The following is an 18,755-nucleotide window of genomic DNA, read 5'->3' on the forward strand; positions in this document are numbered from 1 at the left end:
CCTGAGCACCACCCAGGTCAACGGTCTGAACAGCGATGATCTGAACGCCCTGACCACCGACCAAGTCAAGGCCCTGACCACCGCCCAAGTGGCAGCCCTGGGCACCACCCAGCTGTCCAAGATGACCACGGACGATGTGGACGCGCTGTCCACCAACGCCATCCGCGCCCTGAACTCCGATCAGGTCAAGGCGCTCACCACCGACCAGGTCGTGGCCCTCAGCACCGACCAGGCCAAGGCCCTGACGACCACCCAGGTCGCCGGTCTGACCACCGCCCAGGTCGCCGCCATGCAGAGCGATGACCTCAACGCCCTGAACACCGCCGCCCTGCGTGGTCTGAACACCACCCAGCTGGCGGCCCTGAACTCCGACCAGATTGCCGCCCTGACCACGGCCCAGGTGGCCGCCCTGAGCACCACCCAGGTCAACGGCCTCAACAGCGATGATCTGAACGCCCTGACCACCGATCAGGTCAAGGCCCTGACCACCGCCCAAGTGGCAGCCCTGGGCACCACCCAGCTGTCCAAGATGACCACGGACGATGTGGAGGCCCTGTCCACCAACGCCGTCCGCGCGCTCAACTCCGACCAGGTCAAGGCTCTGACCACCGACCAGATCGTGGCCCTGAGTACCGATCAGGCACGGGCCCTGACGACCACCCAGGTGGCCGGTCTGACCACCGCCCAGGTCGCCGCCATGCAGAGCGATGATGTGGCAGCGCTCAATACCGCGGCTCTGCGCGGCTTGACAAGCACGCAACTGGCGGCGCTGAACTCCGACCAGATCGGGGCGCTGAGCACCGCTCAGGTGAGTGCGCTGACGAGCACACAGATCAACGGGCTCAACAGCGATGACCTCAATGCCCTGAGCACCGCCCAGGTGGCCGTGCTGAGTTCGGCACAGGCAAGTGCCATCGGCACCACGCAGATCTCCAAGATGACGACGGACGACGTCGCGGCGCTGTCCACTTCTGCGATCCGCGCATTGAGCACCGATCAGGTCCGTGCCCTGACCACGGATCAGATGGGCGCTCTGAGCACGGCTCAAGTCACCGCCCTGAACACAGCGCAGATCAACAACCTGAGCAGCGATGGCCTCAATGCCCTGAACACCGACCAGGTCAAGGCCCTGACCACCGCCCAGGTCGCCGCCATCGGCACCACCCAGCTGTCCAAGATGACCACGGACGATGTGGAGGCCTTGTCCACCAACGCCGTCCGCGCGCTCAACTCCGACCAGTTCAAGGCGCTCACCACCGACCAGGTCGTGGCGCTCAGCACCGACCAGGCCAAGGCCCTGACCACCACCCAGGTCGCCGGTCTGACCACGGCCCAGGTCGCCGCCATGCAGAGCGATGATCTGAACGCGCTCAACACCGCCGCCCTGCGCGGCCTGAGCACCACCCAGTTGGCGGCGCTGAACTCCGCCCAGATTGGCGCCTTGACCACGGCCCAGGTGGCTGCCCTGAGCACGACACAGATCAATGGTCTGAACAGCGATGACCTCAATGCCTTGAGCACCGACCAGGTCAAGGCCCTGACCACCGCTCAGGTCGCCGCCATCGGCACCACCCAGCTGTCCAAGATGACCACGGACGATGTGGAGGCCCTGTCCACCAACGCCATCCGCGCGCTCAACTCTGACCAGTTCAAGGCCCTGACCACCGACCAGATCGTGGCCCTCAGCACCGACCAGGCCAAGGCCCTGACCACCACCCAGGTCGCCGGTCTGACCACCACCCAAGTCGCCGCGATTCAGAGCGATGATGTGGCCGTGCTCAATACCGCCGCCCTGCGCGGTCTGAGCACCACCCAGTTGGCGGCGCTGAACTCCGACCAGATCGGCGCCCTGACCACCGCCCAGGTGGCCGCTCTGAGCACCACCCAGGTCAACGGCCTGAACAGCGATGATCTGAACGCCCTGACCACCGATCAGATCAAGGCGCTCACCACCGCCCAGGTGGCCGCCATCGGCACCACCCAGCTGGCAGCCATGACGACCAACGATGTGGAGGCCTTCACGACGAGCGCGATTCGTGCACTGAACTCCGACCAGATCAAGGCCCTGACCACCGACCAGATCATTGCTCTGAGCACCGATCAGGCCCGAGCCCTGGGCACCACCCAGATCGCCGGCATGACCACCACCCAGCTGAGCAAGCTGGAAAGCGACGATCTGCGCGCGCTGACCACCAACGTCATCAACGCCATGACGACGGCGCAGTTCGCGGCCCTGACCTCTGATCAGGTGCTGTCGCTGCAGCCCTCGCAAATGCCTGGCGTCAACTCCGCCCAGATCGCCGGCATGGGCTCCGACGACTTCAAGGCCTTCAACACGGATCAGGTCGCTGCCCTGACCTCCACGCAGATCGCGGGTGTGACCACACAGCAGTTTGCGGCCATGCAGACCGACGATCTGCAAGCCCTGAACGTGTTTGCCTTCCGCTCGATCAGCACCACGCAGCTGGCGGCCTTCAACTCGGATCAGATCCAGGCGCTCACGAATCTGCAGGTTCAGGCTTTGACGACCACGCAGCTGGGCGGCATGCAGAGCGACGATCTCCAGGCCCTGACCACCAGTCAGGTGGCCCTGCTGAACTCGATGCAGCTGGCGGCTCTGAACACCACCCAGATCAGCCAACTGGAGACCAGCGATGTCGCGGCCATCTCGGCAAACGCCTTCCGAGGCCTCAGCAGCGATGATCTGAAAGCCTTCACCAGCGACCAGATTGCCGCCCTCGGTACCACGCAGATTGCCGCCATGAGCAGCGCTCAGGTGGTAGGCATCGATGTCGCCGACATCGACAACATCAGCACGGATGTGCTGTCCGCGCTCGGCACCGGCGTTCTTCGCGCACTGACCACCGCGCAGGTCCAGGCCTTCACCACCGACCACAGCGCGGCGCTGACAACGGCACAGGTCGCAGCCTTCAACACGGACCAGGTCAAGGCGCTGCAGACCGACGATATCCAGGCCTTCAGCACAACGCAGATCGCGGCGCTGAGCTCCACGCAGATCGCCGCGCTGTCGACCTCACAGCTGCGCGCCTTCTCGTCGGATGACATCACGGCGCTGACCACGGCCCAGGTCGCCGGACTGAACACGGACCATATCCGTAGCCTGACCACGGACCAGCTGCCGGGCCTGGAGACGAGCGATATCGCGAAGATGAACATGACCCAGGTCCTGGCCTTCACGACCGATCAGCTCACCGCCATGACCACCGATCAGTCCAACGCACTGTGGCTGGCCACACCCATCGTGCTGGACCTGGACGGCAATGGCATCAACACCCTGGCTGCCGCCGAGGGCGTCAATTTCGACCTGCTGGGCAACGGACAGACGCATCGTTGGGGCTGGGTGGGCGGCAATGACGGGATGCTGGTCATGGATCGCAATGGCGACGGTGTCATCAACGACGGCCGCGAACTCTTCGGCGCCGGTACGCTGCTGGCCGATGGCAAGCAGGGAGCCGATGGCTTCACCGCCATGCGTCAGGAGGACAGCAACCAGGACGGCAAGCTGGATGCAAACGACCACAGCTTCAAGGACCTCAGGGTCTGGGTCGACGCCGACCGCGATGGGCAGACCGACGGCGGCGAGCTCAAGAGCCTGCTGGATCTGGGCATCGTCGAATTCAAGCTCGACGCGGTCGCGGGCACCGAGCTCGACAATGGCAACTTGCTGGGTCTGGTTTCCGAGTACCGCAAGGCCGATGGCAGCAGCCATGCGCTGACCGATGTCTGGTTTGCACGTGATGATGCGGCACCGGCAGCGGCAACACCGCCCGCACTCGACGAGGTGCTGGCGGCCCCGGCGGGACAAGTGCTGCATGATGTGGAACCCCCGGCCACTGTCACGGTTGCAGCCTCCGGCGCGCCTGTTCAGCTGCCCCAGCTGCTGATCGCCAAGCGCCCCGAGGACGAAGACAAGCCGGGCACACCCCTGATCTGACGCAGCGCCGCGCGATAGCGCGGGCCCACACGAAAGCCGCAAGGCTTGATGACGCCCCGCCTCCAGCGGGGCGTCTTGTTTTATGCTGCCGCCATGAACGAGACCCCGCCCCGCATCCATCCCCTGTCCGATGTGCAGAGCACCCAGATCGGCCCGGGCACCACGATCTGGCAGTTCTGTGTGGTGCTGGCCGGCGCGCGCATAGGCCGCGACTGCAATATCAATGCGCAGTGCCTGATCGAGAACGATGTGGAGCTGGGCGACCGGGTCACGGTCAAAAGCGGCGTGCAGCTCTGGGACGGGCTGAGCGTGGAAGACGATGTGTTCATCGGCCCCAACGTCGCGTTCACGAACGACAAGTACCCCCGCTCCAAGCAATACCCGCAGGCCTTCCAGCGCACCCGCATCGGCCGCGGTGCCTCCATAGGCGCCAACGCCACCATCCTGGGTGGCGTGCAGATCGGCGCGGGCGCCATGATTGGTGCGGGCAGCGTGGTCACCCGCGATGTGCCCGCGGGCGAGCTCTGGCTGGGCAACCCGGCCCGGCCGCGCGGACCTGCACCGCGCGCCTGAGGCCTCGGCCGATCAGCCGCGCCGACGCGCGGCTGGCGCTTCCCAGCGCTGCACCCAGTCCAGGAACTCGCGGTACCAGAGCACCGAGTTGCGCGGCTTCAGCACCCAGTGGTTTTCATCCGGGAACCACAGCAAACGGGCCGGCACGCCGCGGGCCTTGAGCGTGTTGTAGTAGGCCAGGCCGTTGCAGTCTGGCACGCGGTAGTCCTGGGCGCCGTGGATCACCAGGGTGGGCGTGCACATGGCGTGGGCGAAGGCATGCGGACTCTGGGCCAGCACGCGCGGCATGTCCTCCCAGTAGCGCGCCTTGAGATCGCGCGGGCGCTGCATATAAGAGTCCGCGCTGAAGGTGGCGATGCGGTCAAAGACCCCGGCATGGCAGACGTAGCTGCGGTAGCGCCCGGGCGCTGCATGCCCATTGAGCCAGGCCACCAGAAAGCCGCCGTAGCTGCCACCTGTGGCCGAGAGCCGCCGCGCATCGGCCCAGGGCTGGGCCAGTAGCCAGTCGCTGGCGGCCTCGATGTCCTGGCTCTCCAGCTGGCCCTGGCGGCCCATGATGCTGTCGCGGAAGGCAAAGCCGAAGCCGCTGGAGCCGTGGTAATTCACCTGGGCCACCACATGGCCGCGCGCCGCCAGCACATGAGGGTTCCAGCGGTAGCTGAAGGTATCGCCCGCGGCCGCGAAAGGGCCGCCGTGGATCACATGGAAGATGGGGTGGCGGCGCCGCGGACTGAAGTCCACCGGCAGGGTCAGCCACATCTGCACCGCGTCGCCCTGCGCGCCCTCGAACCAGACCTCGCGCTGCTCGCCCAGGCGACGCTTGGCGAGCAGCTCATCGTTGAAGCGCTCCAGGCGCCGCGGGGCCTCCCCGGCCCGCAGCGCATGCAGACGCACCGGATGCTGGGCGCTGTCGCTGGCGGTCACGACCTGCCCCCCATCCCGGCCGCTCACATCAAAACCCTGCACCCAGCCGCCCGCCTGCAGCACGCGGCAGTCGCCCGAGCCCAGGCCCAGGCGCCAGAGGTGGCAGCGCCCCCGCTGCTGGGCCGTGAATAGCAGGGCCTGGTCGGCCTCGGCCCAGCGCAGGGCGCCGGCATCCAGATCCCAGTCCGCGCCGCCCAGCAGGTGCCAGCCCAGGGTGCGGCGGCGCGCATCAAGGCGCAGCAGGGCCGGCTGAGCCAGGGCTTGGTCGTGGCGGCCCACAGGGGCGGCGGTGAAGGCCAGCGCGCGGCCGTCGCCGCTGTAGCTTGGGGAGGCGATGTCCCAGGCCGGGTCCTCGATCAGGCGGCGGCAGCGCCGGCTGCGCAGATCCATCTCGCTCAAGGCCCAGGGCTGGCCGCCACGCTGCACGGCGGCAGGGTCATGGACAAAGACCAGATGGCGCCCGTCGGGGCTGATGTCGTAGTCGCCCGCACCGCCATTGCTGCGCGGCAGCTCCAGGTCCGAGCCCTCGAAGAGATCGCGCAGGCGGCCGCTGGCGATGTCCAGATGCCAGAGGTGCAGCACCCGGCCCATGGGGATGTTGTGATCCCAGTGGCGATAGAACACCTCCTCGGTGCTGTAGCCCGTTTCCTTGCGTTCTGTCCAGCGCTGATGCTCGCGCCGCTGGGCGGCAACACCGCGCAAGCCCGGCCAGACCCAGGCGCTGAAGATCAGCCCGGAGCCGTCCGGCAGCCAGCGGAAGCTCTCGATGCCGGGCGCGAAGTCGCTCAGGCGCCGGGCCTCGCCGCCATCGGGCGCGATCAGATAAAGCTGGGGCCGGGCATCCTTTTCGCCCTGCTGCTCACGCCGGGCGAGAAAGGCAATGGCGTCGCCGCGCGGCGACCAGGCAGGCTGGCTGTCGCGCTCACCGCAAACGGTCAGGGCACGCGGCGCGCGCTCACCGCTGCAGTCCATCAGCCAGAGGCGGTTGTGACGCCGCTCCACCGTGCCGCGGCTCAGGCTGCAGACCAGCTGGCGGCCATCGGGCGAGAGCGCGGGAGTCCCAAGCCGGTCCAGGGACCAGAGGTCCTCGGCGCTCAGGGTCGGCAGCTTGGGGGCGGTCGTTTTCTTGTTCTGGGAGGTGCGGGCTTGCGGCATGACCGCAGTGTCGCAAATCTTCAAGCCGGGGCCGGTCGAGGCGGGCGGGCAACGCCCGCCTGCTCACAGCCTCAGACGCTGGCGCGCAGCGCCGCGATCAGCTGCTCCACCTGGGCCTCGCTCATGCCCGGCCACAGGGGCAGGCTCAGCACCTCGCGGTGGATGGCCTCGGCGATGGGGAAGTCCCCCGGCCCATAGCCCAGCTCGGCATAGGCCGGCTGCAGATGCGGCGCCACCGGGTAGTGGATCAGGGTGCCGATGCCGCGCTGGGCCAGGCGGGCCTGCAGGCCGTCGCGGTCGGCATGGCGCACCACGAAGAGGTGCCAGGCCGGATCGGCCCAGTCGGGCACCTGGGGCAGTTGCAGGTCCAGGCCCGCCAGGCCCTCCAGCAGGCGCGCAGCAATCTGGCGGCGCTCCTCGGTGGCGGGGTCCAGGGCCGGCAGCTTGGCGCTCAGCACCGCGGCCTGGATTTCGTCCAGGCGCGAATTGAAGCCCTTGATCTCGTTGTGATACTTGATGCGCGAGCCATAGTTGCGCAGCACCTTGATGCGCTCGATCAGGGCTGCGTCGCCCGTGCTCACGCCACCGCCGTCGCCCATGGCACCCAGGTTCTTGCCGGGGTAGAAGCTCCAGGCCGATACATCGGCCAGGCCGCCCACGCGGCGGCCCTTGTAGCGCGCGGCATGGGCCTGGGCGCAGTCGTCCAGCACCTTGAGTCCGTGGCGGGCGGCCAGGGCCATCAGGGCGTCCATATCGGCCGGCTGGCCGTAGAGATGCACCGGCAGCAGCACACGGGTGGCGGGCGTGATGGCGGCTTCGACCCGGGCCGGGTCCAGATTGAAGGTGGCCGGGTCGGGCTCCACCGGCACCGGCCGGGCACCGCACTGGCTCACCGCCAGCCAGGTGGCGATATAGGTGTTGGAGGGCACGATGACCTCGTCGCCCGGCCCCACGCCCAGGGCCAGCAGGGACAGGTGCAGGGCATCCAGGCCATTGGCCACGCCCGCGGCATGGGGCACGCCGCAGTAGTCGGCCCAGGCGCTCTCGAAGGCGCTCAGCTCCTTGCCCAGCAGAAACCAGCCACTGCCGGCCACGCGGGCCAGGGCGGCGTCGATCTCGAGCTTGGAGCGCTGGTAGATGGGCTGCAGGTCCAGGAAAGGCAGGGTGATGGGGGGCGTTGCAGGGTTGGCGCTCATGCCGGGCTCCCGGGCTGGCCGGCGCGCACGGCGGCCAGGAAATCGTCGTAGTTGCGGATGTAGTCCTCGGCCTCGTAGCGGTGCGAGGCCAGCACCAGCAGCACCGCATCGGGCGAGAACTGGTACTGGATGCCCCAGACCATGGGCGGGATGTGCAGGCCCAGCTGGGGGCTGTCCAGGGTGATCTGGTCACGGCGCTCGCCGTCGTCCAGCACGATGCCCAGCGAGCCCTTCACGCAGACCAGGAACTGGTGGCAGGCCCGGTGCGCATGCTCGCCGCGCACCTCGCGGCTGGGCACGTCGTAGACCATGAAGAAGCGCTCAGGCGTGAAGGGCAGATGAGCCCCCGTCTCGCCAAAGGACAGGGCGCCGCGCAGATCCACGATCTTGGGCATGCGGTGCAGGCGGGCGCCGCGTACATGCAGCTCGGGCACGGCCTGGGCGCCCTGCCCCGCCTGGCTGGCGGTGATGCCGGCGCCGTGCAGCGGCACCTCGGGCGTGTCGGCATAACCGGTGATATAGGCCGGGTTGCCGGCCACGATGGCATTGGGCGGCACATCGCGGGTGACCACCGCGCCGTCGCTGACCAGGGCGCCGGGGCCGATGGTCACGCCGGGGCGTATGGTGGCGCCGGAGCCGATGCTGGCGCCCGCGCGCACGCGGGTCTGCACAAAGCGCTCGGGGCGCTGCTTGCTGCGCGGAAAGGGATCGTTGGAGAAGGTGACGTTGGGGCCGACGAAGACGTCGTCCTCGATGCGCACGCCGTCCCAGAGCTGCACCCCGCTCTTGACCGTGACCCGGTCACCCAGCACCACATCGTTCTCGATGAAGACGTGGTCGCAGATGTTCGCGTCACGGCCTATGCGCGCGCCAGGCAGCACATGGGCAAAGGCCCAGATGCGGCTGCCGGCGCCCACATGGGGCGTTTCCAGCAGGGCCATGGGGTGGACCGAGACGCCCTCGGGGGCGGTAACGCTATGGCTCATGGTGCGAGATGCGCTGTGAAACTGGGCGAACGATACCCCATGCCTCGGCGCCCTTCCCCGGGAAAAGCCGCGTATGCCAGGGACAGTTGCTTGCGCTGCGCCGCCTCATTGCAGGGGCGTCAACACACCCCGCCCCATGGACCACAGCAAGGCCACGGCCTGCTGTCCATCGAACAAGGCATTCACATGAGCCACCCGCAGGGAGTAGTAATCGGCCTCGGCGCCCATCACGTCGAACAGCGATCGGCGACCCAGCTGCTGCCACTGTTGCAGCGTGGCCAACCTGACCCGATCGCTATTGCGCAGGATCTCGCTGATGCGCCGGGCACGGTCGAAGGAGGACACTGCGGCCTCGTGCATATCGGCCATGCGATAGCGACGGGCCTCGATGGCGTCCTCGCGCTGGAGACGGGCGGCCTCGGCCCGCTTCTGCGCGGCCGAGACACTGGCCTCCATACCCGGGTTGTAAAGCGGAACATTGAGAGTCACACCCGCCACCCAGTCGCCGCCACGGTTCTGCCCCGTGGTGGCGGTGGAGCCCAGCTGCCAGCTGAGCTGCGGTTGTCGCGCCGCCTTCACGGATGCGGCATAGCTGCTCTGCGCCTTGGCCTGGGCCTCCAGCTGGGCCACTTCGGCGGCCTCCAGCACATCCGACTGCATTTGGGCCAGCTCCGGCACCTGGGTCAGCAGGGCCGCGAAGCTGGCACTGGGGGGCAGCTCGTCGCCCACAAATCGACGCAAGCGGATCTCGGTCTGGCGCAGCGCGCTCTGGGTCTGTTCCACCGCCAGCTCGGCCTGCTGCTGGTTCTTGATGGCTTGCACCAGCTCACTGGCCCGCCCCTTGTCCGCCTTGACGATGCTGTCCAGGGCCTCGACCAGACAGGCCATCTTGCGGACGTACTGACCGTAGACCTGGATCTGCAACTGGTAGCGGCTGCGATCCATGGCCAGGGACACGGTCTGCAGGGCCAGCTGCTGCTCCATATTCATCAGACCCAGGCGTGCCGCCTCGGCGAGTTGGCGACGCCAGGCGGCCAACTGTTCAATTCGACCCGCGTCATAAAGCGGCGCCGTCATGCTCAGGCTCGCCCGCCCTTGGGCGCCCTGACTCAGGGGCAAGCCATCCTGCTTGCTGCCGATGTGCGACAGGCCGGCCCCCAGGTTCACCACCGGCAGACGGGCCGCGCGTGCTTCTTCCCAATCATCGCGGGCCGCCTGGGCCAGCAGGGTCACCGCCCCGACCGACTGGCTGCGCTGCAAGGCTTGCCGCACCAGGCTCTGCAGCTGCATGCGGGGGTCAACACCCGACCCTTCGGCCAGAGAGGCCATCAAGGGCGCGCTGCCCTCATCGCCGCAGCGTGTGCCGCTGCCGCCCGCAGCACCGGTGGTGACGGCGGGCGCCTGCGCTTCGGCCCGGGCCTTGGCAAGACGCTTGCCCGCATTGCCCTGCGCCGATGCCGGCAGGGCCAGCAGCACGGCCAGCGCAGCCAGCAAGGGCTTTTTGCACACGATGATGGAGAGCTTCTGCATGATGGGCGTTACTACATCACAGCCCGGCGTTCACAAAGGCTTGAACAGCCTGCCCTCCCCGGCCCAAATTCCGCAAGCCCAGCCCGAATGGCCACCCGCAGGGCTCAGCGCTCGCGCATTGCCTCTTGCGCCTTGAGCAGGGGGCGGAACACATAGCTCAGCACGGAGCGCTCGCCCGTCCTGATTTCCACCGCAGCCGTCATCCCCGGGATCACCGGCAGGGCCTCGCCCTTGTAGCGCAGGGTATTGCTCTCGGCCCGCACCAGCACACGGTAGTAGCGCCCCTCGGCCGCGGGCTTGCCGTCCACCTCGGTCAGCGCGTCCGGGCTGATGTATTCAACCTTGCCCTCCAGACCGCCATAAAGGTTGTAGTCATAGCCCGCGAGCTTGACCACGGCGCGCTGTCCCAGACGCAAGAAGCCCACGTCCGAGGAGCGCGCGCGCGCCTCGACCAGCACACGCTCGCTCAAGGGCACGATCTCCATGATGGGAGCGCCCGGCGTGATCACGCCACCCACGGTGTTGGCACGAATGTTCTTGACCAGGCCCTTGACGGGAGACTTGAGCACCGTGCGCGTCAGGGCGTCTTGCCGCACCACCATTTGCTCTTCCAGCAGGGCCAACTCAGCTTGGACCCGCACCAACTCGCTGGCGGCCTCCTGGCGAAAGCGCGCCACCCGCTCATTGCGCTGCTGCTCCAATTCGTTGATCTGACGATTGAGCCGCATGACCTCGACGTTGGACATCAAACCCTTGGCCGCCATGTCCTGGGCAATGCGCAACTCCCTGCCAACCAGGCCGGCGCTGCGATTCAGGGCCGCCACGGCCTCGTCCTGCACCAGCCGGCGGGCCTCGAAGGCCTCGGTCTCGGCCCGCATCAAGCCCGGCTGAGCGCGCAGCGCGTCGGGAAACTGCAAGGGCCGCGCGGAGGCCTCGGCGCTGAGCCGGGCCACGGTTGCCATCAGGGCCAGGCGCTTGATCACGCCCTCGTTCTGCGCCGACTCCACGCGGGTGGGATCCAGGCGCGCCAGATCCTGGCCCTGCTCCACCTGCTGGCCTTCGCGCACCAGCAACTCGCGCAGCGTGCCGATCTCCATGCTGGCAATCACCTGCTCACGCGACTCCGGAACGATGCGTCCATCGCTGCGTGTGACTTGGTCCACGCGCGCCAGGGCGGCCCAGACCAGGGCCGCGACAAGAGCCGCCAGCAGCAGATAGAGCACCCAAGTCACCCGGGGCAGGGGCTCATCCACCTGGGCCCGAGCCACCGCACTCAAGAACAGGCCGTCGTCGCGCGACACACTCATGCTGCGATGTCCTCAGACCGAGGCCGAGCGCTGCACCGGCTGAGCGGCCGGGTGCATATGCAGATTGGAGGCCGCCGGCGCTTCGGGCGTGGCCGTCGGTGCCGCGGGGCGCACGCCCGACAGCGCGGCCAGCACCTGGTCGCGCGGGCCGTCCATCACAAGCCGGCCGGCGTCCATGACCACGATGCGAGAAACCAGCTCCAGCACGGCGGGGCGGTGGGTCACCACCACCAGGGTGCAGTCGCCTGCGGCGTCGCGCAGCTGGCGCAGGAAGGCCACCTCGGACTGCGCGTCCATGGAGCTGGTGGGCTCATCCATCAACAGGATCTTGGGGCGGGTCACCAGGGCACGTGCCAGGGCCACCAGCTGGCGCTGACCACCCGACAGCAGGCTGCCCATTTCGCCCACGGGCAGATCCCAGCCCAGGGGGTGGCCCGCGATCACGCGCTCCAGGCCGGTCAGCCGGGCCACTTCCACCAGGCGGGCGGCGTCAATATGGGCGCGGCCCATCAGCACGTTGTCGCGCAAGGTGCCGTGGAACAGACGCGGCTCCTGGGAGACAAAGCCCACCCGGGCGCGAAACTCGGCAGGGTCCACCTGGCGCAGATCGATGCCGTCCACATCCACCAGGCCCTCGGTGGGCTGGTACAGGCCCGCCAGCAGGCGCAGCACGGTGGATTTGCCACTGCCGATGCGCCCCAGCACCGCGGTGCGCTCGCCCGGACGCAGCTTGAGTGTGACGCCCTTGAGTACCTTGGGCGCCGTGCCCTCGCCCACCATGGGATAGGCAAAGCCCACGTCCTGCAGGCCCATGGCGCCCTTGATCTGGTTCAGCGGCACATAGTTGCGGTCAGCGGCGCGCTCGGTCGGCTTGGACATCAGATCATCCAGGGCCAACAGGGCCGCTTGCGCGCCCTGATAACGGGCGGCCAGGCTGACCACGCTGCCCAGGGGTGCAATCGCGCGCCCGGCAAACATCACGGCACCGATCAAGGCCCCCGAGGTGACGGCGCCCGCCTCGATCAGGTAGACCCCCCAGACCAGCATCACCAGGGTGATGGCCTGCTGCATGGTCATGGAGAGGTTGTTGCTCCAGCTGTGCATGTCGCGGGTGCGCAGCGCCGCGGCGGCGGCCATGGCCATGCTGTTCTCGTAGGCGCGCAGAAAGCGGCCCTCGGCCCCGGAGGTCTTGAGGTCTTCCAGGCCTTCGATGGCCTCGACCAGGGTGCCTTGCAAGTCGGCCGTCTCGGCCATATTGGCCCGCACGGCACGGCGCATATGCCCTTGGATCGCCAGGGTCAGGCCGATGATGACGGGAATGGCCAGCACCAGCACCCAGCCCAGCGGCCCGCCCACCACGAATGTCATGGCCACGAAGACGATGATGAAGGGCAGATCGGAAACCACGGACATGCTGGCCGAGGTGAAGAAGTCCCGCACCACCTCGATCTGGGCCAGGGTGTGAGCGTAGGAACCGGCCGAGGCGGGCCGATGCTCCATGCGCAGGCCCAGGGTCTGGCGAAAGAGCTTGGAGCCGATGATCAGGTCCGCCTTGCGTCCCGCCAGATCGATCAGATGCGCCCGCAGCTGCCGTGCCAAGAGATCAAAGCCCAGGGCCAGCGCCGCGCCGATGGCCAGGGTCCAGAGGGTCACGAAGCTGAGGTTGGGGATGACCTTGTCGTAGATCACCATGGTGACCATGCCCGACACCAGCATCAGCACATTGCTCAGCAGGGCCGCCACCATGGCCGCACGGTAGTAGGGAATGAAGCGCTTGAGCGTGCCCCACAGCCAGTGCTCACCCGGCGCACGCAGCAGCGGATCGGCACGGCTGGAGGCGGCCGAACTCTCCTGCAGGGTGGCCAGGAGCACAAAGCCGCTGAACTCGGCCTCCAGCTCCTCGGCCTGGGCCACGCAGACATTGCCTTCGCTGCCGGGGAACACCACCTCATAGCGCGGTCGACCGACCTCACCCTCGGCCGCCGGCAGCCGACGCACCAGCACGCAGGCATCGCCGCCCTTGAGCAGCATCACGGCCGGCAGCAGCAGCGGATTGAGATCGTCGATATTGCGCCGCACCAAGCCGGCGTTGTAGCCCGCCTCGCGCATCAAACGCAGGGCCTGGTCGGGGGTGAGCGGCCCTTCGCTGTGCTGACCCGCTCGCAGGGACTCGGCCGAGCGGGCCCGGCCATGGTGCTGAGTCAGCCAGACCAGGGCTTGCAGCAGGGGATCGCCAATGTCTTCAGCCGGCTCCGCCACCTCGACGGGCGGCGCAGCTTCGCCCCCGCCCTGCGCCGCCAGATAGAGATTGGGCGGCGAGGCCGGGCGCTGGGAGGCGCCGTCGAAGAAGGGGTCGTGTCGCTGTGTCACCGAAGGCTCGTCCTAGCAGGGCTCAGCGGGCCGCATCGCGCAGCGGCAGGGCCAGGTCCAAAAGCTTGTCTTCCAGCTCGCGCACAAAACCCGGGATGTCAAAAAGCAGCGAGCTGCGCCCATATTCGCTCAGGAAACGCTTGTAGGACGCCGCGCGCGCCGGGTTCTGGCCAATTTGTATGGCGCGCTGCTCATATTCCTGCAGGGAATGCGTGATGAGGTCGGGCAGGCCCACATGGGTGAGCAGGCTGCCGGCCATGCGCGAGATATGGGTGCGGCCCGAGTAGGTCAGTATGGGCGTGCCCATCCAGAGGCAGTCGCTGGCCGTGGTGCCGGCATTGAAGGGAAAGGTGTCCAGCACCAGATCGGCCAGCTGGAAGCGCGCCAGATACTCCGGCGGCGCCACGCGCGGCGCGAAGATCAGGCGCTCGGGGGCGATGCCGTGCTTTTGCGCCCGCATCAGCATATTGGTGCGGCACCACTCATTGTCCGAAAGCAGCCACAGCACACTGCCGGGCACCTGGGAGAGGATGCGCATCCAGCTGTCGAACACCGGCTCGGTGAACTTGTGGTTGTTGTTGAATGAGCAGAAGACGAAGGCGTCCTCGGGCAGCTGGTAGCGGGCGCGGCTGGGCTTGGGTGCCACCTCGCGCTGGCGGTCGCTGACCTGGTAGCAATGCTCGAGATAGATGGGTCGCTCGGTGCAGTAAGGCAGGTAGTCCTCGGGCATCACGAAACGGTCGGCAATGATCCAGTCCACCCCCGGGATGGCCGTGGTCGCGGGCAGGCCCAGATAGCTCACCTGCACCGGCGCGGGCCGGTAGGCCAGGATATTGGGGCGGGCACCACTGGTCAGGCCTTGCAGATCGATCAGCACATCGATGCCGGCCTGGGCAATGGCCCGGGCGGCGGTTTCGTCGTCCACGCCCACCAGGCGGGTGACCGAATCCATGCCTCGCAGAATGCGCGCGCGCAGCGGCGTGCCGTCCTCACGGCTCCAGCAGAAGGCATGCGCCTCCACCCGCGAGCGGTCATGCAGCTCAAAAAGCTCGGCCGTCAGCATGCCCACGGCATGCATGCACAGATCGCCCGAAAGGTAGCCGATGCGCAGCTTGCCTTCACGCTTGGCGGGGCCGAAACGGCGGTGGAAGGGCTTGTCCTTGTACTTCACCACCTTCTCGGAGACGAAGCGCTGGGCCGAGAGCAGCTGCAGGGCCGGATCATCCGAGAGGCCCAGCATGGCCAGCAAGGAGGTGCTGGTGAGCAGCTGGTTCAGGGTGACCTCACCCACCGGCTGGTAGACAGGCCACTCGCACTGCTTCTGGCGAATGTGCACATAGTGCTGCAGCACATCGCTCTGGTCGGCCCGCAGCAGCAGGCTCTGGCGCATCACCGCCTCGGATTCGGCATAGCGCCGCTCCTGCTCCAGCAGACGCGCCATATTGCGCAGGGCATGCAGGCGCAGCTCCAGAGGATCGGCGCCCACGGGATCTCCCACCTGATCGGGCTCCCCCACGCTGCGCCAGGCCTGCAGGGCTTCTTCCTTTCGCCCGAGCTGCTCCAGCTGATGGCCCAGATTGAGCCTTGCCTGCAGAAAGTCAGGCTTGTAGGCCAAAGCCCGGCGGTAGGCCGCCTCGGCGCGCCCGTGCTCGCTCATGGCCGACAGCACGGTACCCAGGTTGTACAGGGCCACGATCCGAAGCGGACTTTCCTCACCCTCGACCCACTGCTCATACAAGGCAGCGGCGGCGCCGGGCTGCCCCTGCGCCTGAAGCTGAGCGGCGGCCGCCATCAGTTCGCCCAGATCCATGCGGCGCGCCGGCAGCGCATCGGCCTGGGAAAGTTGCTGGGCGCTGGGTTGTGACATGTCCATGACAAGGCAGCCACGGGCTGCGTGGCAAGGGTTTGCAGGGATGTTAGGACGCATCCCGGGCCAGGGGCCGGGGAATAGGCAGGGAATCCGGCCGCTTTTCCCCTCCCCTTTCCATCGCGACCAGCCCCCGGCAGGCGCGGCCGCCCCAACAGGGATCTGGGCCTGGTTCCGGCCCTTTTTCAAGCCTTGGGGCAGGGGCGGACTGTCCACAATCGTGGGGCAAGAGTGTGAGAAGAGAGCCGCGCGTCGGGGCTGGAGGAGGCTGCGACGCGGGGAATACAAGAACAGCGCAAGCCATGCTGAATCTGATTGCTCGTTGGAAACGGTCCCGTTCCTTTGCGCCCACGGCCCCTGCGGCCGGCATGAGCGCGACCCGGTCTCCCGACTCCCTGCTGCAGAATCTGCTGCGCTGGCTTCCCGGGGAGAAGACACCCTGGCATGTCCGCGCCGAAGACCCGGCCCTGCTGCCCCTGCTGCGCAGCGAGTTTGAGCGCTGTCTGGGCGGCGTCGATGCCCCCCAGGAGCTGATGCGCAGCATCAGGCGCGCGCGTCGCGTGGATGACTTCTGGCATCTGCGTGGCTGGCTCTACACCGAGGTGGCTCGCGCCCACGATCAGCAGGAGGCCGAGCAGCGCTTGGCTCGGCTGAATCTGCATTTCACCGACCCCGTCGACACCTTCTTCCTGGTCGGGCCTGTGCGTCGCCAGTAAGGGCCGGCGCCTGCCAGGCGAGCTGGCCCTGGACTGGAATGCGCGCACAGCGCACCGGGCGCTCGCCAAGCTGCGGCAGACCCCAAGGCAGGCGTGCATCAACGCAAGGCAGAATCCGGCACCGGAAGACGCCATGAACATCATCATCCTCGACGACTACCAGGATGCGGTGCGCAAGCTGCGCTGCGCCGCCAAGCTGGAAGCCCTGAACGCCAAGGTCTACACCAACACCGTCAAGGGCACAGGCCAGCTGGCCGTGCGGCTGCGCGACGCCGAGGTGCTGGTGCTGATCCGCGAGCGCACCCAGTTTCCGCGCCAGCTGCTGGAGAAGCTACCCAAACTCAAGCTGATCTCACAGACCGGGCGCGTGGGCAGTCATATCGATGTCGAGGCATGCACCCGGCTGGGCATTGCCGTGGCGGAGGGCGTGGGGTCCCCACATGCGCCCGCGGAGCTGACCTGGGCCCTGATCATGGCCTCCATGCGCCGCCTGCCTCAGTACATCGGCAATCTCAAGCATGGGGCCTGGCAGCAGTCCGGACTCAAGGCCCAGTCCATGCCGCCCAATTTCGGGCTGGGCATGGTGCTGAGGGGCAAGACCCTGGGCATCTGGGGTTACGGCAAGATCGGCCGCCTGGTGGCTGGCTATGGCCGTGCCTTCGGCATGCAGGTGCAGGTCTGGGGCAGCGAGGCCTCGCGTCTGGCAGCCCAGAGCGATGGCTATCTGGCAGCCGAGAGTCGTGAGGCCTTCTTCCAGAGCAGCGATGTGCTGAGCCTGCATCTGCGCCTGTGTGAGGCCACGCGAGGCATCGTCACGCCCGAGGACCTGGCCCGCATGAAGCCCACGGCCCTCTTTGTCAACACCTCGCGCGCCGAGTTGCTGGCCGATGGTGCCCTGGTCTCGGCGCTCAACCGGGGTCGCCCCGGCATGGCGGCCATCGATGTGTTCGAGAGCGAGCCCATCTTGCAGGGCCACCCCTTGCTGCGCCTGGAGAACGCGGTCTGCACCCCGCATATCGGCTATGTCGAGCAGGACAGCTACGAGCTCTACTTTGACGCCGCTTTTGACAATGTGCTCAATTTCATGCGGGGTGAGCCCAGCCACATCGTCAACCCGGAAGCGCTGAAGGTTCTGCGGTGAGCCAAGCGCGGCCCGCGCCTGAGTCGCTGTCGGTCCTGTTCTGGGCCTTCAACCGCCTGGCCCTGCAGGGCTTCGGCGGCGTGTTGGCCGTGGCCCAGCGCGAGTTGGTCGAGCGCCTGGGCTGGCTCAGTCGGGAGGACTTCCTGGAGATGCTGGCCATTGGCCAGGTGCTGCCGGGGCCCAATATCGTCAATCTCTCGCTGATGATTGGTGACCGCTTCTTCGGCCTGCGCGGTGCCCTGACCGCCCTGGCCGGCATGCTGGCGATTCCCTGTGTCATCGTGCTCGCCCTGGCCTCGCTCTCCGGAGCGCTGCTGGAGTATGAGCGCATGGCGGGCGCCTTGCGTGGCATGGGCGCCGTGGCGGCCGGCCTGGTCTTGGCCACGGGGCTCAAGCTCCTGCCTTCGCTCAAGCAAAACCCGGTCGGCAGGGTCTGGGCCCTGCTGCTGGCCCTGGGCGCTTTCGCGGCAATGGCCCTGGCCCGTCTGCCTCTGGTCTGGGTGGTGCTCGGCCTGGGCGGACTGGGCATGGCCCTGGCCCTGTGGCGGCTGCGTACCCGCGAGGGCGGCGGCCGATGATGGGCGACACCCTGAGCGCCGCACAGTACGCGGATCTGTTCCTGCGCTATCTGCTGCTGTCCCTGCTGTCCATCGGCGGTGCCATCACCACGGCACCCGAAATGCACCGCTACCTGGTGGGCCAGCAGGGCTGGCTCAGCGACAGCCAGTTCACCAGTTCCATCGCCCTGGCCCAGGCCGCGCCGGGGCCCAACATCCTGTTTGTGGCCGTGCTGGGCTGGAACGCCGCCGGGCCGCTGGGCGCCCTGGTCACCATGCTGGGCATCATGCTTCCCTCCACCACCCTGGTGCTGGCGGCGACGCGCTGGGCGCGGGAGAACAAGCAGACACTGGGCGTGCGCGCCTTCACCGCCGGCATGGCGCCGCTGACCCTGGGTCTGCTGCTGGCCACCGGCTGGCTGCTGGCCGTGCCCTATGTCTCGGACCCCGGCCATCGCTGGGCCACCCTGGCCCTGAT

General features: G+C 67.8%; 13 protein-coding genes. 6 read left to right on the forward strand and 7 right to left on the reverse strand.

Annotated features, from left to right (window positions below; genetic code table 11):
* Together ACK5F2_RS00145 and ACK5F2_RS00150 are read left to right on the forward strand one after the other, a co-directional pair.
* Positions 1-3,955 (forward strand): beta strand repeat-containing protein (locus ACK5F2_RS00145; RefSeq protein ID WP_409861917.1); only part of this gene is annotated, 3,955 nt, incomplete at its 5' end.
* Positions 3,956-4,048: 93 nt separating this feature from the next.
* Positions 4,049-4,528: an acyltransferase gene (locus tag ACK5F2_RS00150; protein ID WP_409861919.1), complete on the forward strand. Its 480-nt coding sequence runs from the start codon at positions 4,049-4,051 to the stop codon at positions 4,526-4,528.
* A gap of 12 nt (positions 4,529-4,540) precedes the next feature.
* Here ACK5F2_RS00150 and ACK5F2_RS00155 read toward each other — a convergent pair whose 3' ends face one another.
* The 7 genes from ACK5F2_RS00155 to ACK5F2_RS00185 form a co-directional block, all read right to left on the reverse strand.
* A complete protein-coding gene (locus ACK5F2_RS00155) occupies positions 4,541-6,607 on the reverse strand; it encodes a prolyl oligopeptidase family serine peptidase (RefSeq protein ID WP_409861920.1) in 2,067 nt (688 codons plus the stop codon).
* Between the two features lie 71 nt (positions 6,608-6,678).
* Positions 6,679-7,803, reverse strand: a complete 1,125-nt coding sequence (locus tag ACK5F2_RS00160; protein WP_409861922.1) for a DegT/DnrJ/EryC1/StrS family aminotransferase — start codon at positions 7,801-7,803, stop codon at positions 6,679-6,681.
* Positions 7,800-8,789 (reverse strand): WxcM-like domain-containing protein, encoded by a 990-nt coding sequence (locus ACK5F2_RS00165; protein WP_409861924.1) that lies wholly within the window; start codon positions 8,787-8,789, stop codon positions 7,800-7,802. The genes ACK5F2_RS00160 and ACK5F2_RS00165 overlap by 4 nt, the downstream gene beginning before the upstream one ends.
* Positions 8,790-8,894: 105 nt before the next feature.
* On the reverse strand, positions 8,895-10,319 hold the full coding sequence (locus ACK5F2_RS00170; RefSeq protein WP_409861925.1) for a TolC family protein: 1,425 nt from the start codon (positions 10,317-10,319) through the stop codon (positions 8,895-8,897).
* Between the two features lie 104 nt (positions 10,320-10,423).
* The gene (locus tag ACK5F2_RS00175) at positions 10,424-11,626 is read right to left on the reverse strand and encodes an HlyD family type I secretion periplasmic adaptor subunit (RefSeq protein ID WP_409861927.1); all 1,203 of its coding nucleotides are present in this window, start codon (positions 11,624-11,626) and stop codon (positions 10,424-10,426) included.
* A gap of 12 nt (positions 11,627-11,638) precedes the next feature.
* Entirely contained in the window at positions 11,639-13,996 is a 2,358-nt protein-coding gene (locus tag ACK5F2_RS00180; protein ID WP_409861929.1) for a type I secretion system permease/ATPase, read from the reverse strand.
* A 22-nt stretch (positions 13,997-14,018) separates the two neighbouring features.
* On the reverse strand, positions 14,019-15,869 hold the full coding sequence (locus tag ACK5F2_RS00185) for an acetylglucosamine transferase (RefSeq protein WP_409861930.1): 1,851 nt from the start codon (positions 15,867-15,869) through the stop codon (positions 14,019-14,021).
* Between the two features lie 362 nt (positions 15,870-16,231).
* Between ACK5F2_RS00185 and ACK5F2_RS00190 the strand changes: the two genes are divergently transcribed.
* From ACK5F2_RS00190 to ACK5F2_RS00205, 4 genes are all read left to right on the forward strand, one after another.
* Positions 16,232-16,579, forward strand: coding sequence for a hypothetical protein (locus ACK5F2_RS00190; protein ID WP_409861932.1), 348 nt, complete (start codon positions 16,232-16,234; stop codon positions 16,577-16,579).
* Positions 16,580-16,712: 133 nt separating this feature from the next.
* Positions 16,713-17,720 (forward strand): D-2-hydroxyacid dehydrogenase family protein, encoded by a 1,008-nt coding sequence (locus ACK5F2_RS00195; RefSeq protein WP_409861933.1) that lies wholly within the window; start codon positions 16,713-16,715, stop codon positions 17,718-17,720.
* Positions 17,717-18,298: a chromate transporter gene (locus ACK5F2_RS00200; RefSeq protein WP_409861934.1), complete on the forward strand. Its 582-nt coding sequence runs from the start codon at positions 17,717-17,719 to the stop codon at positions 18,296-18,298. Before ACK5F2_RS00195 ends, ACK5F2_RS00200 begins: the two co-directional genes overlap by 4 nt.
* On the forward strand, positions 18,298-18,755 hold a 458-nt coding region (locus ACK5F2_RS00205; protein ID WP_409861935.1), incomplete at its 3' end, for a chromate transporter. The genes ACK5F2_RS00200 and ACK5F2_RS00205, both read left to right, overlap by 1 nt.

The organism is Roseateles sp. (assembly GCF_046300915.1).
Taxonomy (GTDB): domain Bacteria; phylum Pseudomonadota; class Gammaproteobacteria; order Burkholderiales; family Burkholderiaceae_C; genus Kinneretia.

Excerpts from the sequence above, each read along its gene's own strand:
- ACK5F2_RS00150 (WP_409861919.1), top strand. The coding sequence starts at position 4,049 with ATGAACGAGACCCCGCCCCGCATCCATCCCCTGTCCGATGTGCAGAGC.
- ACK5F2_RS00155 (WP_409861920.1), bottom strand. The coding sequence starts at position 6,607 with ATGCCGCAAGCCCGCACCTCCCAGAACAAGAAAACGACCGCCCCCAAG.
- ACK5F2_RS00160 (WP_409861922.1), bottom strand. The coding sequence starts at position 7,803 with ATGAGCGCCAACCCTGCAACGCCCCCCATCACCCTGCCTTTCCTGGAC.
- ACK5F2_RS00165 (WP_409861924.1), bottom strand. The coding sequence starts at position 8,789 with ATGAGCCATAGCGTTACCGCCCCCGAGGGCGTCTCGGTCCACCCCATG.
- ACK5F2_RS00170 (WP_409861925.1), bottom strand. The coding sequence starts at position 10,319 with ATGCAGAAGCTCTCCATCATCGTGTGCAAAAAGCCCTTGCTGGCTGCG.
- ACK5F2_RS00175 (WP_409861927.1), bottom strand. The coding sequence starts at position 11,626 with ATGAGTGTGTCGCGCGACGACGGCCTGTTCTTGAGTGCGGTGGCTCGG.
- ACK5F2_RS00185 (WP_409861930.1), bottom strand. The coding sequence starts at position 15,869 with ATGGACATGTCACAACCCAGCGCCCAGCAACTTTCCCAGGCCGATGCG.
- ACK5F2_RS00190 (WP_409861932.1), top strand. The coding sequence starts at position 16,232 with ATGAGCGCGACCCGGTCTCCCGACTCCCTGCTGCAGAATCTGCTGCGC.
- ACK5F2_RS00195 (WP_409861933.1), top strand. The coding sequence starts at position 16,713 with ATGAACATCATCATCCTCGACGACTACCAGGATGCGGTGCGCAAGCTG.